Annotated in this window: 10 protein-coding genes; 8 read left to right on the top strand and 2 right to left on the bottom strand. The window is 69.1% G+C overall.

The genetic code is table 11. The annotated features are described in order from the left end of the window. The first annotated feature begins 340 nt into the window (after positions 1-340). Both AB0305_RS14190 and AB0305_RS14185 read left to right on the top strand, forming a co-directional pair. Positions 341-2,203: a glycoside hydrolase family 15 protein gene (locus AB0305_RS14190; protein WP_364135173.1), complete on the top strand. Its 1,863-nt coding sequence runs from the start codon at positions 341-343 to the stop codon at positions 2,201-2,203. Positions 2,204-2,260: 57 nt separating this feature from the next. Further along, entirely contained in the window at positions 2,261-2,557 is a 297-nt protein-coding gene (locus AB0305_RS14185; protein WP_364135176.1) for an antibiotic biosynthesis monooxygenase family protein, read from the top strand. 74 nt (positions 2,558-2,631) lie between these two features. Here AB0305_RS14185 and valS read toward each other — a convergent pair whose 3' ends face one another. Next, entirely contained in the window at positions 2,632-5,262 is a 2,631-nt protein-coding gene (gene valS, locus AB0305_RS14180; protein ID WP_364135179.1) for a valine--tRNA ligase, read from the bottom strand. An 83-nt stretch (positions 5,263-5,345) separates the two neighbouring features. Between valS and AB0305_RS14175 the strand changes: the two genes are divergently transcribed. Then, a complete protein-coding gene (locus AB0305_RS14175; RefSeq protein ID WP_364135181.1) occupies positions 5,346-5,714 on the top strand; it encodes a DUF488 family protein in 369 nt (122 codons plus the stop codon). A gap of 30 nt (positions 5,715-5,744) precedes the next feature. Next, positions 5,745-6,515: an SDR family oxidoreductase gene (locus tag AB0305_RS14170; protein WP_364135184.1), complete on the top strand. Its 771-nt coding sequence runs from the start codon at positions 5,745-5,747 to the stop codon at positions 6,513-6,515. 65 nt (positions 6,516-6,580) lie between these two features. Here the strand turns inward: AB0305_RS14170 and AB0305_RS14165 are convergent, their stop codons facing one another. Further along, positions 6,581-7,654 carry an endonuclease/exonuclease/phosphatase family protein gene (locus AB0305_RS14165; protein WP_364135187.1) on the bottom strand — a complete coding sequence of 358 codons (1,074 nt, stop codon included), beginning with the start codon at positions 7,652-7,654 and terminating at the stop codon, positions 6,581-6,583. Between the two features lie 399 nt (positions 7,655-8,053). Here AB0305_RS14165 and ileS point away from each other — a divergent pair, with 399 nt between their 5' ends. From ileS to ndk, 4 genes are read left to right on the top strand one after another with little or no spacing between them, the layout of a single operon-like run. Beyond that, a complete protein-coding gene (ileS, locus tag AB0305_RS14160) occupies positions 8,054-11,407 on the top strand; it encodes an isoleucine--tRNA ligase (RefSeq protein WP_364135190.1) in 3,354 nt (1,117 codons plus the stop codon). Between the two features lie 3 nt (positions 11,408-11,410). Beyond that, on the top strand, positions 11,411-12,769 hold the full coding sequence (locus AB0305_RS14155) for a folylpolyglutamate synthase/dihydrofolate synthase family protein (protein WP_364135193.1): 1,359 nt from the start codon (positions 11,411-11,413) through the stop codon (positions 12,767-12,769). Between the two features lie 3 nt (positions 12,770-12,772). After that, positions 12,773-13,216 (top strand): DUF4233 domain-containing protein, encoded by a 444-nt coding sequence (locus tag AB0305_RS14150; RefSeq protein ID WP_364135196.1) that lies wholly within the window; start codon positions 12,773-12,775, stop codon positions 13,214-13,216. Between the two features lie 37 nt (positions 13,217-13,253). Next, positions 13,254-13,667, top strand: coding sequence for a nucleoside-diphosphate kinase (gene ndk / locus AB0305_RS14145; RefSeq protein WP_290257619.1), 414 nt, complete (start codon positions 13,254-13,256; stop codon positions 13,665-13,667). Positions 13,668-13,750: the final 83 nt, after the last annotated feature.

Below are 13,750 nucleotides of genomic sequence, written 5' to 3'. Positions count from 1 at the left end.
GAACTACCACGCTGTAGTTCCCGCGGCGCCCTTGTGCATCCCCGGGGACGGGAGAACAATAGTTATTACCCACTCCGCAAGGGGAGGGACGCAGGAACCAAAGATTCAGTGACACTCATCCGACGCAGCCTTCGGCACAGTCAGATGGTGGCTACCAGTGACGAGGTAGGAAGACCTGAAATTCCAAGGATCCCGCCAGATTGCCTAAGACGTCACGTGGTGATCGAAAAAGTCGAAGCCCCACCAACCGCAAAAAGCTGATGGGGCTTCCCCTTTGCCCAAAAACAGCATTCCCCAAACAGCCCCAAGACTCCCGCCTCACCGGAGGACAGACCGGGACATGAGCAACCAGCCCATCGCCGACTACGCGCTGCTGTCCGACTGCCGGTCCGCCGCCCTGCTCAGTGCCGCCGGCTCCGTGGACTGGCTCTGTTTTCCGCGCTTTGACAGCCCCTCCGTCTTCGGCCGGATTCTCGGTGAGTCCGCCGGCCACTGGTCGGTGCGTGCCGCAGGCGTGCGCGGGCGTTCCCGGCGGTACCTTGGACCCTCGATGGTCCTGGAGACCCGGCACCGGACCGATGACGGCGACCTGACCGTCACCGACGCCCTGGTCCTGGGCAGCGGCCGCCGCGGCCACGACCTTGGAGACGGCTCGCCCGGCACCCTGCTCCGGAGTCTGGCCTGCACGCGGGGGAGCGTCCACGTGGAGTTCGAGTGCGCGCCGCGCCCCGGCTATGGCCTCCTCGAACCTGTCCTGCGGAGCGTGCCCGGCGGCCTGCTGATCACCGCGGGCGGCGAGGCCCTCACGCTGTCCTCCCCGGTGGCGTTGGAGCCCGACGGCGGGACGGCGTCCGCCACGTTCCGGCTGCGGGCCGGCGAGAAGGTGGCATTCGCCCTGCACCGCCCGCGTGGCGGCGGCGAGGACCCCGTGTTCTGGGACCAGGCGGAGATGCACCGCAGGCTCGCGGACACCCTCGAAGGCTGGACCAGCTGGTCCGGTATCCACCAGAACTACAGCGGGCCCTGGCAGGACCTGGTGGCAGGCAGCGGGAGGGTGCTGCAGGCGCTGAGCTACTATCCGTCGGGAGCGATCGTGGCGGCGCCCACCACCTCGCTGCCGGAGGTCGCCGGGGGCACCCGGAACTGGGACTACCGCTACACCTGGGTGCGGGACGCCAGCATGACGCTCCAGGCGCTGTGGGTGGCCGCCTGCCCGGACGAGGCCGGTACGTTCTTCCAATTCCTGGCGACGGCCGCCGCCCGGCAGCTGGCAGCCGGGGAAGACCTCCACATCATGTACGGCATCGGCGGCGAACGGGAACTTCCGGAACGGGAGCTCAGCCACCTGCCCGGCTGGCGTGGCAGCGCACCCGTCCGGGTGGGTAACGGCGCCTGGGACCAGCGGCAACTAGACGTCTACGGGGAGCTGCTGGACGCGGCCGCCACGATGCGGGATTCCGTCGCGGAGCTGGCACCGGAGACCTTGCGGTTCCTGGCCGACGCCGCCGACGTCGCCGCGGCCCGGTGGCGGGGCCCGGACCAAGGCATCTGGGAAGTCCGGGGCGAGCCACGGCACTTCCTGTACTCGAAGCTGATGTGCTGGGTGGCCTTGGACCGCGCCATCGGCCTGGCCGCCCTGCTGCGGGCCACGGACCGGGTGGCCGGCTGGACGGCGGCCCGGGAGGAGATCAGGGAATCGATCTGCACCCACGGCTGGAATGAGGCGGCCGGGGCGTACACGCAGTCCTACGGCGCCGCCGAACTGGATGCCTCCGCACTGATGCTGGGCATCGTGGGGTTCCTGGAGGGGACGGACCCGCGGTTCCTTGCGACCGTGGAGGCCGTGGAGCAACGCCTCACCGATTCCCGCGGGCTGGTCTACCGCTACCTCGCCGACGACGGCCTGCCCGGCGGGGAGGGCGCGTTCCTGCTCTGCACCTTTTGGCTGGCCCACGCACTGGCCCTCGCCGGCCGGACCGAGCGCGCCCGGGAGGTCTTCGAGCGCGCCGCCGGCTTCGCCACCGACCTGGGGCTGATGGCGGAGGAGGTGGCCCCGGACGGCCCGGAACTGCTGGGAAACTTTCCGCAGGCCTTCAGCCACATCGGCCTGGTGAACGCGGCCTGGGCCATCGGCGAGGCCGAGCGGCGTAGCCGGGAGGAGAATGCCGGGGGAGGCGACGGCGGGGAACAAGCGCCGCGCTGATGAGGTTGGCCCCTATGACAGCATCCCCCGGGATGTCCCGCGACCATTGGAGCGACATTGGCTATCACCGCACATCTGGACCTGACCCTGAAAACCGAAGTCCTCGACACCGCCCCCGACGTCCTGCGCGAGACGCTGGCCGACACCCGCGCCTTCGACGGCTGCCTCGGCGTCGACGTCCTGGTCGAGCGGGAGAATCCCACGCACGTCCTCGTCGTCGAGCGCTGGGCATCCATGGAACAGGACGCCGCCTACCGTGCCTGGCGCGCCACCGAGGAGGGTGCCAGCGGCCTCGGCGCCCTGCTGGCCGCCCCGCCGACGTTGACGCACTTCGAGACCTCATTCGAGGCCTGAGCGCCTCCCGCAACCACAAGGGCCCCCGTCCGGCATCAGCCGGGCGGGGGCCCTTGTCGTGAGGGGCAGCGTTGCTAGGCCTGGGTCGGCGCTTCCACGGGGACGTCCGCCGGAGCCAGGACGACGTCGCTGACCGCCAGCTCGCCGTCGCCGGCTACCAGCGTCAGCTCACGGGCGTTCGCGGCGGCCTTCAGGTCGCCCAGTCCGGCACGGAGCTGCTGGACCAGGGACTCCGAGCCGGTGATGGCCGCGGAGAGCACCTCGGTGCGCTGCTTGACCTTTGCCTCGGACTTGGCCTTGCGGATGCCGCCCAGGGCCGCGCCGACGGTGGACAGCAGCGTGGTGTCGCCGTCGACCTCCACGGCGGCGGGCCACTGCGCACGGTGCACGGAATCCTTCCGCCACCAGCTCCAGACTTCCTCCGTGGCGAAGGGCAGGAACGGGGCGAAGAGCCGCAGCAGGGTGTCCAGGCTGGTGGCGAGGGCAGCAAGCACGGAGGCCTGCTGCTCCGCCCCGGCGGCACCGTAGGCGCGGTCCTTGATCAGTTCCACGTAGTCGTCGGTGAAGTGCCAGAAGAAGCTCTCGGTGATCTGCAGGGCACGGGCGTAGTCGTAGGCCTCGAAGGCCTTCGTCGCCTGGGCCACCACGTCGGCCAGCTGGGCCAACACGCCGCGGTCCAGCGGATTCGTCAGGACGGACAGATCCCCGGCGAGCACCGAGTCCTCGGTGGCGCCGAGGTTCAGCACGAACTTGGAGGCGTTGAGCAGCTTGATCGCAAGGCGGCGGCCGATCTTCATCTGCGCGATCTCGTAGGCGGTGTCCGCGCCGAGCTTGGCCGAGGCCGCCCAGTAGCGGACCGCGTCCGAGCCGTACTCGTTGAGCACATCGGTCGGAACAATCACGTTGCCCTTGGACTTGGACATCTTCTTCCGGTCCGGGTCCAGGATCCAGCCGGAAATGGCGGCGTGCTTCCACGGCGCCACGCCCTGCAGGGCGTCGGCGCGGACCGCGGAGGAGAACAGCCACGTCCGGATGATGTCGTGGCCCTGCGGGCGCACGTCGAACGGGAAGACTTTCGAGAAGAGCGCCTCGTCGGTGCTCCACCCGCCCACGATCTGCGGGGTCAGCGAGGACGTGGCCCAGGTGTCCAGGACGTCGGCGTCGCCGGTGAAACCGCCCGGAACATCGCGCTGGGCTTCCTCGAAGCCGGGGGCGGCATCCGCGGCGGGGTCCACCGGGAGCTGGCCGTCCGCGGGCAGGATCGGAGCGTCGTAGTCCGGGTTGCCGTCGGAGTCCAGCGGGTACCAGACCGGCACGGGCACACCGAAGAAGCGCTGGCGGGAGACCAACCAGTCGCCGTTCAGGCCGGTGATCCAGTTCTCGTACCGGGAGCGCATGAACGCGGGGTGGAAGTCGATCTCCTTGCCGCGGCCGATCAGGCGTTCGCGGCGGTCCTCGTCGCGGCCGCCGTTGCGGATGTACCACTGGCGGGAGGTAACGACCTCGAGGGGCTTGTCGCCCTTTTCGAAGAAGTTGACCGGGTGCATAATCTTCTTCGGTTCGCCGTCCAGCAGGTCCGCGGCGGCCAGCAGCTCCACCACGCCCTCCTTGGCGCTGAAGACGGTCTTGCCGGCGATCGCGGCGAAGGCCTCGCGGCCCTCCGCAGTGGTGATCCAGTCCGGGGTCTCGCCGACGATGCGGCCGTCGCGGCCCACGATCGCGCGGGTGGGCAGCTGCAGCTCACGCCACCAGGTGACGTCGGTGAGGTCACCGAAGGTGCAGACCATGGCGATGCCGGAGCCCTTGTCCGCCTTGGCCAGCGGGTGAGCCTTGACCTCCACCTCGACGCCGAAGATTGGGGAGGTGACCTTGGTGCCGAAGAGCGGCTGGTAGCGCTCGTCGTCGGGGTTCGCCACCAGCGCGGCGCAGGCGGCCAGCAACTCGGGGCGGGTGGTCTCGATGTAGATCTTCTCGCCGGATTCGGTGAAGAACGGGTAGCGGTAGTAGGCGCCGGCGACCTCGCGGTCCTCCAGTTCGGCCTGGGCCACCGCGGTGCGGAAGGTGACGTCCCACAGGGTGGGGGCCTCGGCCATGTACGCGTCGCCGGCGGCCAGGTTGGCCAGGAACGCGCGCTGGGAGATGGCGCGGGACTTGTCGTCGATGGTCCGGTAGGTCAGGTCCCAGTCAACGGAGAGACCCAGGGTCTGGAAGAGGTTCTCGAAGACCTTCTCGTCCTCGACGGCGAGTTCCTCGCAGAGTTCGATGAAGTTCCGGCGCGAGACGACGTCGAAGTCGCGCTGGTTCTTGGCCGGCTCGGCCGGGGGCCGGTAGTTGGCATCGTAGGGGATGGCCGGATCGCAGCGCACACCGTAGTAGTTCTGCACGCGGCGCTCGGTGGGCAGGCCGTTGTCGTCCCAGCCCATCGGGTAGAAGACGTTCTTGCCGGTCATCCGCTGGTAGCGTGCCAGGACGTCGGTCTGCGTGTAGGAGAACATGTGTCCGACGTGCAGCGAACCCGACGCGGTGGGCGGGGGAGTGTCGATCGAGTAGACCTGCTCCCGGGTGGTGTCCGGGTTGAACTTGTAGGTTCCTTCGTCAAGCCAGCGCCGGGTGAGCGATGCCTCCAGGCCCTCGAGGGCGGGCTTGTCCGGAACGTTGGTGGGGGCGGTGGTGGGCGTGTCTGTACCCTGCGTGTCTTCAGCCATGGGTCAATTCTTGCAGTTCTTTTCACTTTAGTTTTCACCGCGTTTCGCGATTTCGGGATCCCGCTGCAATAACGTGCGGGACTATGAAGGAAAATTCGGCGCATTTCGCGATCAAACGCATCTATGACCCGCCCGGGGACGCCGACGGCTACCGGGTCCTGGTGGACCGGCTCTGGCCGCGTGGCGTCAGCAAGGAGCGGGCGCGGCTTGACCTGTGGCTCAAGGAGGTGGCCCCGTCCGGGCCGCTGCGCACCGAGTTCGCGCACATGCAGGAACGCTTCGAGGACTTCCGGACCGCCTACGAGGCCGAGCTTGCGGAGAACCCGGCGGTGGAGACCCTGCGCCGGATCGGGACCGAGCACCCCCGCGTGACCCTGCTATTCGGGGCAAGGGACGTGGAAACCAACCACGCCCGGGTGCTGTTGGAGTTCCTCCAGCGCGGTGGCCGCTAACCGCCGCCCGATTCCGATTAGGGTGGTGCCATGACTGAGGGAACCACCAACACAGCAACAGCCAAAGCCGCCGTCGTCACCGGCGCCAGCACCGGAATCGGGCAGGCCACGGTCCGTGCGCTCCGCCGGGAAGGGTGGACCGTGTTCGCCGTCGCCCGCCGCGCCGACCGCCTGGACGCCCTCGCGGCGGAAACCGGCGCCGTCGCGCTGGCCGCGGACGTGACCGACGACGACGCCGTCGCCCGCCTGGTCGAAGAGGTCACCCGCGAAGGCGGTATCGACACCCTCATCAACGTCGCCGGCGGAGCCCGCGGGGCGGACAAGATTGCCGACGGCAAGACCGAGGACTGGCAGTGGATGTACGAGGTCAACGTCCTCGGCACCCTCAAGCTGACCCGCGCCTTCCTGCCGATGCTCCGCGCCTGCGGCGAAGGCACCGTCCTGAACCTCACCTCCACCGCCGCGCTCTCCGCCTACGAGGGCGGCGGCGGGTACAACGCGGCCAAGTACGGCCAACACGCCCTCACCGGGGCGCTCCGCCTGGAGGAAGCCGAACACAACCTCCGCGTGATCGAAGTGGCCCCCGGCATGGTGCAGACGGAGGAGTTCTCGCTCAACCGCCTCGGAGACAAGGGCGCCGCGGACAAGGTCTACGCCGGGGTCGAGAAGCCGCTAACGGCCGATGACGTCGCCGACGTGGTCCGCTACGCAGTGACAGCCCCGCACCACGTGAACCTCGACCAGATCATCATCCGGCCGGTCGCGCAGGCGTCCAACTTCAAGGTCATCCGCAAGGGCTGACCGGCCGCTACTGGCCAGAGCAGCCACCTGCCCGGCGGCTTAGCCCGGTAACCTAGCCCGGCGGCTTAGCCCGGCGCCGGGATGGTGAGCGTGGCCACTACGGCCGCGTGATCCGTCCCGGCCACCCGGTGCACCGCGAAGTCCCTGCTGCCGACCGATGGACCGGTCAGCAGGTGGTCCAGCGTGGTCCCCGGCAGCGGCAGGTCCATCGGCCAGGTGGGGACCAGCCGCGCACCCTGGGCGGTGGCCACGTCCACCAAGGGATGAGCGGCGCCGGCGGAGACCAGGCGCCGGAATTCCGCGTGGTCGTATCCGGCGTTGAAGTCGCCCAGCAGGAGCAGCGGTGGCTGCTGCCCTGCTTGTTGCCGGCCGGCAACTGCGGCTGCCGCTTGCTCCGGCAGCCTGCCGAGGGCCGCCAGCTCCCGGCGCCACTGGCCCAGTCCGCCGCCCACCGGCGCCCGGGCGTGCACGTTCGTCACCTCCAGCAGGGCGGCGCCGCCGTCCGGGGCGGGCAGCTCGAGCCTCGCCGAGGCCATCGGGAACCGGGTCCCGGCCAGGGTTCCGGTCGATTGCATCGGGAAGCGGGAGTAGAGAGCCCCGCCGGAGGCGTCCTTGGCAGGGGCGCTGATCCGGTAGGGCAGCTCGCCGGTGATGCCCGCGGCCTCCAGCCGCAGCTCCAGGGCCGGGGTGTACTCCTGGAGTGCCAGCAGCCCCACGCCGTGGTCCCGGACCAGCCGGACGATCTCCCCGGCGTCGGCCCGGCCAAGCTTCGCGTTGATGCTCATTGTCACCAGCTCCGCGCCCCTGCCCCCCGCCGGCGGCAACGGACGCGCGTGGCCGGGCGAAAACAGCCACGCCGCCTGCAGGGCCAGGAGCGCCGCGGCGGCGCCGGCCGCCACCGGACGGCGTGCCGCTACCGCACAGAGCACCGAGAATCCGGCAGGAACCACCAGCCAGGGCGTGAAGGACAGCAGCTGCACTACCGTTTCCGGCCACGGCAGATCCACGGCACGGCACACGGACAGTCCGGCCACCGGCACCCCTAGCAGCCCCGCCGCCGCCAGCCAGCGCCGGCGCGGCACCACCCCGGCCCGGGTTGTCCCGGACAGCCGGTCCGCAACGCCGTGAGGGAGGCCCATTCCCCGAGTGTAGGCAGGCGCGGCGCCCGGGGCGAGGGTTCGGCCGGACACGACCCGCCCGTATCCCTGGCTGGCGGCCCATGGTGCGCGGCGGGCACCGGCCCCTTTCCGGTACCATCGAACTAACAGCGTCGACCCGGCCATCACCGGTGAGCTTCCGGAAGAACACTCCGGCGCGACCCCACGGTCCGCGCGGTGCCAGTAGAACCGGACGGGTAAGCCCGTCACAGCAGTCAACGAGCGGCCGGCAGCGGTGCGCGTGCCACCCTCACGGGCGGTCCGGGCCCGTAGCCGGTAAGTGAGGTGGTACCGCGGTGCCGGTGTTGTTCCGACAGCACAGGAGCCGTCCTCGCATCCTGAATGAATCCCGTTGTTCACAGCTCAACCCAGGATGTCGAGATGACCCATTACCCCAAGGCCTCAGCCGCACCCTCCGACGCCAGCGCCTCCGGCACGGCTTCCAACGCCGCCGGCGTATCAGCCTCCGTGAAGTTCCCGGAGATCGAGGAGCGCATCCTCAAGTACTGGGACCAGGACGGCACGTTCCAAGCGAGCATCGACCAGCGGGACGCAGGCAAAGACGGCTCCAACGAATTCGTCTTCTACGACGGCCCTCCCTTCGCTAACGGCCTCCCGCACTACGGCCACCTGCTGACCGGATACGCCAAGGACCTGGTGGGCCGCTACCAGACCCAGCGCGGCCGCCGCGTCGAGCGCCGCTTCGGCTGGGACACCCACGGCCTGCCCGCCGAGCTCGAGGCGATGAAGCAGCTGGGCATGACGGACAAGACCCAGATCGAGGCCATGGGCATCGACAAGTTCAACGATGCCTGCCGTGCCTCGGTGATGAAGTACGCCGACGAGTGGAAGAGCTACGTCACCCGCCAGGCCCGCTGGGTGGACTTCGAGAACGACTACAAGACGCTCAACGTCGAATACATGGAGTCCGTGCTCTGGGCCTTCAAGCAGCTGCACGAGAAGGGCCTGACCTACAACGGCTACCGGGTCCTGCCGTACTGCTGGAAGGACGAGACGCCGCTGTCCAACCACGAGCTGCGGATGGACGACGACGTCTACAAGAACCGCCAGGACCAGACCGTCACCGTGACCTTCCCGATCACGGCGGGGGAGTCGGAGCTCTCGAAGCAGCTCGCCGGTGTCCAGGCGCTCGCCTGGACCACCACGCCCTGGACCCTGCCCACCAACCTGGCGCTCGCCGTCGGACCCGCCATCACTTACGTGGTGCTGCCCGCCGGACCGCACGGGATCAAGGCGGCCTCCGACGACGCCCCCGTTACCGGATCCTTCCTGCTCGCCGCCGACCTCCTGGGCGCCTACGCCAAGGACCTGGGCTACGGCGACGGCGCCGAGGGTGCGGCCGCGGCCGAGGCCGCCGTCGTCTCCCGGCACCTCGGCACGGAACTCGAGGGCCTGACGTACGAGCCGCTCTGGGATTACTTCGCCGACGCCGAGAAGTACGGCACCGAGAACGGCTGGCGTTTCCTCGTGGCCGACTATGTCACCACCACCGACGGCACCGGCATCGTCCACCAGGCCCCGGCCTACGGTGAAGACGACCAGAAGGTCTGTGAAGAGGCCGGCATCCCCGTGGTCCTCTCCGTCGACGAAGGCGCGAAGTTCCTTCCCCTCTTCGGCCACGGACCCCTCGCCGCGATCGCGGGGCTGCAGGTCTTCGAGGCCAACAAGCCCATCACCCAGGTGCTCCGCGCCGAGGGCCGCCTGGTCCGCCAGGCCAGCTACGAGCACTCCTACCCGCACTGCTGGCGCTGCCGGAACCCGCTGATTTACCGTGCCGTGTCCTCCTGGTACGTCGAGGTCACCAAGTTCAAGGACCGCATGTCCGAGCTGAACCAGGAGATCAACTGGATCCCGGGCAACGTCAAGGACGGCCAGTTCGGCAAGTGGCTGGCCAACGCCCGCGACTGGTCGATCAGCCGCAACCGTTACTGGGGCAGCCCCATCCCGGTCTGGCAGTCCAGCGACCCGGACTACCCGCGCACCGACGTCTACGGCTCCCTCGCCGAGATCGAGGCCGATTTCGGCCGGCTGCCGCTGAACAACGACGGCCAGGTGGACCTGCACCGGCCGTTTATCGACGAGCTCACCCGCCCGAACCCGGATGACCCGCGCACGCCGGAAGAGGGCCAGTCCGTGATGCGCCGCGTCGAGGACGTCCTGGACGTCTGGTTCGACTCCGGCTCCATGCCTTACGGCCAGGTGCACTACCCGTTCCAGAACGAGGAATGGTTCGACACCCACAACCCGGCGGACTTCATCGTCGAGTACATCGGCCAGACCCGCGGCTGGTTCTACATGCTGCACATCCTCTCCACCGCGCTGTTCGACCGGCCGGCGTTCCGCAACGTCATCAGCCACGGCATCGTGCTGGGCTCGGACGGGCAGAAGATGTCCAAGAGCCTGCGCAACTACCCGGATGTCTCCGAGGTTCTGGACCGCGACGGTTCCGACGCGATGCGCTGGTTCCTGATGTCCAGCCCCATCCTGCGCGGCGGCAACCTCGTGGTCACCGAACAGGGCATCCGCGACGGCGTCCGGCAGGTCATCCTGCCGCTGTGGAACGTCTACAGCTTCTTCACGCTGTACACGAACGCCGCCGATGGTGGCGCCGGGTACGACGCCAAGCTCCGCTACGACGGCTACGCCGACACCCTGGACCAGTACCTGATGGCCAACACCGGCGACCTGGTCCGCAGCATGACCGAACAGCTGGACAGCTACGACATCTCCGGCGCCTGCGACGAACTGCGCGGCTACCTGGACATGCTCACCAACTGGTACGTCCGGCGCAGCCGCACGCGGTTCTTCGACGAGAACACCGATGCCTTCGACGCGCTGTACACCGCGCTGGAGACCGTCTGCCGCGTCGCCGCCCCGCTGCTGCCGCTGATCTCCGAGGAGATCTGGCGCGGCCTCACCGGCGGGCGCTCCGTGCACCTGGCCGATTGGCCGGACGCGGGCCTGTTCCCCGCCAACGCCGGGCTGGTGGAGGCGATGGACCGGGTGCAGCAGATCTGCTCCACCGGCTCCTCGCTGCGTAAGGCCGCGAACCTACGGGTGCGCCTGCCGCTGCAGGAACTCACCGTGGTCGCCCCCGGCGCGGACGCCCTGGGGGGCTTCGCCGCCGTCGTCGCGGACGAGCTGAACCTGCGCACCGTCCGCGTGCTCGACGCCGACGCCGCCTCCCCGGAGGAGTTCGGCATCGAACAGAAGCTGGTGGTCAACGCCCGCGCCGCCGGTCCGCGCCTGGGCAAGAACGTCCAGCAGGCCATCAGGGGCTCCAAGTCCGGCGACTGGTCCGTGAACGATGCGGGCGTGGTCACCGCCGGCGGCCTCGAACTCGAGCCGCAGGAATACACCCTGGAAACCGTCGTGGCCGAGGCCGCGGCAGGGGAGGGATCCCGGGCGGCGGCAGTCCTGCCCGGCGGCGGCTTCGTGGTCCTCAACACCGAGGTCACGCCGGAACTGGAGGCCGAGGGCACCGCCCGCGACCTGGTCCGCGCCATCCAGCAGGCCCGCAAGGACGCCGGGCTGAACGTCAGCGACCGGATCCGCACCACCGTCACCGCGCCCGCAGTCGTCGTCGAGGCGCTGCAGGCCCACGCCGGCCTGGTCAAGACCGAGACGCTCAGCGTGGATCTGGACACCGTTCCCGCCGACGTCAAGGAACCGCAGGTCAGCGTCGAAAAAGTCACCGTTGAGGCAGGGGCATAATCCATGAGCGACGAATTTTCGGTCGAGAGCGTCTACGCTGAACTGCTGGGCCGGGCGCCGGAGAACAAGATGGAACCCCGGCTGGCGCCGTTGCGCCGGGCGATGGACATCCTGGGTGAGCCGAACAAGGCCTTCCCGATCATCCACGTCACCGGCACCAACGGTAAGACCTCCACGGCCCGGATGATCGAGGCCGGGTTGCGTGCCCACGGCCTGAGCACCGGCCGGTACACCAGCCCGCACCTGTCCAAGGTCACCGAGCGGATCAGCATCGACGGCGAACCGGTCTCCGATGAGACCTTCGTCCGGATCTGGGACGAGATCCGGCCGTATCTGGAGATCGTGGACAACGAACTCACCGCGGAGGGCCAGCCCCGACTGACCTACTTCGAATGCCTCACCATCCTGGGCTTCGCGGTCTTCGCGGACCAGCCGGTGAACGTGGCCGTGATCGAGGTGGGCCTGGGCGGCATCACCGACGCCACCAACGTCGGCGACGGCCTCGTCTCCGTCATCACCCCGATCTCCCTGGACCACACGGACCTCCTGGGCGACACCACCGAGGACATCGCCCACGAGAAGGCCGGCATCATCAAGCCCGGCGGCTTCCTGGTCAGCGCCGCCCAGCCGGTGGACGCCGCCCAGGTGCTGCTGGAGAAGGCCAAAGAGGTGGGCGTGCCGTTCCGCTTCGAAGGCGTCGAGTTCGGCGTCGAGTCCCGCACCGTGGCCGTCGGCGGCCAGATGGTGACCATCCAGGGCCTCGCGGACCGGTACGAGGGCCTCCTGGTGCCGCTGCACGGCGCCCACCAGGCCGAGAACGCCGCCGTCGCCGTCGCCGCCCTGGAGGCGTTCTTCGGCGCGGACAAGCCGCTGAACCCCGAGGTGCTCCAGGAGGCCTTCGCCGCCGTCACCTCCCCGGGCCGGCTGGAGGTGCTGCGCACCGCCCCCACCATCGTGGTGGACGCCGCACACAACCCGGAGGGCATCCGGGTCTCCGCCGAGGCGCTCCAGGAGGCCTTCAGCTTCAGCAAGCTGGTGGTGGTCCTGGGCATCCTGCAGGAAAAGGACGCCGAGGAAATCCTCCGCCAGCTCAAGGACTCCCTCGCGGAGGTCCCGGCCGAATTCTGCTTCACGCAGTCCAACTCGCCGCGGGCCATCCCCGCCGAGGAACTCGGCGAGCTGGCCCTGGACCTGGGCTTCGGCGAGGATGTCGTGCACACCGCGGAGAAGCTCGACGACGCCCTCGAATGGGCGGTGGAGCGGGCAGAATCCAATGACGACCTGGCCGGCGGCATCTTGGTCACCGGTTCCATCACGCTCGTGGCCGAGGCCCGGATCCTGCTCGGAAAGTCCGAGGCGTAACCGATGGCGAAACTCACCAAGGCCCAGCGCGAGTGGCGCCCGGGCATGCCGAAGAAGCGGCGTTCAACCAAGGTCATGTTCGCCTCCACGGTCCTCCTGCTGGAGGCCTTCGTGGCGCTCTTCGGGACCCTGGCCGTGTTCGGCCTGCGGCGCGGGGAATTTCCCCCGGCGCTGGTCTTTGGGCTCGGCATCGGGCTGGCCCTGGTGCTGGCACTGACCTGCGCGGTGCTGACCAAACCGTGGGGCGTGGCCCTGGGCTGGGTACTGCAGCTGGTGCTGATCCTCACCGGTTTCGTGGAACCGACCATGTTCGTGGTGGGCGCCCTGTTCGCCCTCACCTGGTGGTACGGCATCCGCACCGGCATCCGGATCGACCGCGAGGCGGCCCAGCGGGACCGGGAGCAGGCTGCCTGGGAGGCCGCCAACCCGGAGACCCCGAGCAACTAGACTTGTCCCAAACCCACCCCAACACATTGGAGCAGCTGTGAGCATCGAGCGCACCCTAGTCCTGGTCAAGCCCGACGGCGTCGCCCGCAACCTGACCGGCAGCATCATCGCCCGGATCGAAGCCAAGGGCTACACCCTGGCCGAACTGAAGAAGGTCAACGCCACCCGCGAACTCCTCGAGCAGCACTACGAAGAGCACGTCGGTAAGCCCTTCTACGAGCCGCTGGTCGAATTCATGCTCAGCGGCCCCGTGGTCGCGGCGATCTTCGAGGGCCACCGCGTGATCGAGGGCTTCCGTTCGCTGGCCGGCACCACCGACCCGACGACGGCGGCTCCGGGCACTATCCGTGGCGACTTCGGCCGCGACTGGGGCGTCAAGGTCCAGCAGAACCTGGTCCACGGCTCCGACTCGGTGGAGTCCGCCGAGCGCGAGATCAAGATCTGGTTCTAGGCTCGCCGCCCCCGAGGGCGCCAAAAAAGCCGGGGCCGGTGTTCGTTATCGAACACCGGCCCCGGCTTTTTCGCGCTGCTGCG

The organism is Arthrobacter sp. NPDC080086 (assembly GCF_040702285.1).
Note: the sequence above shows the minus strand (reverse complement) of the source record. Positions and strands in the feature narration are given on the sequence as shown.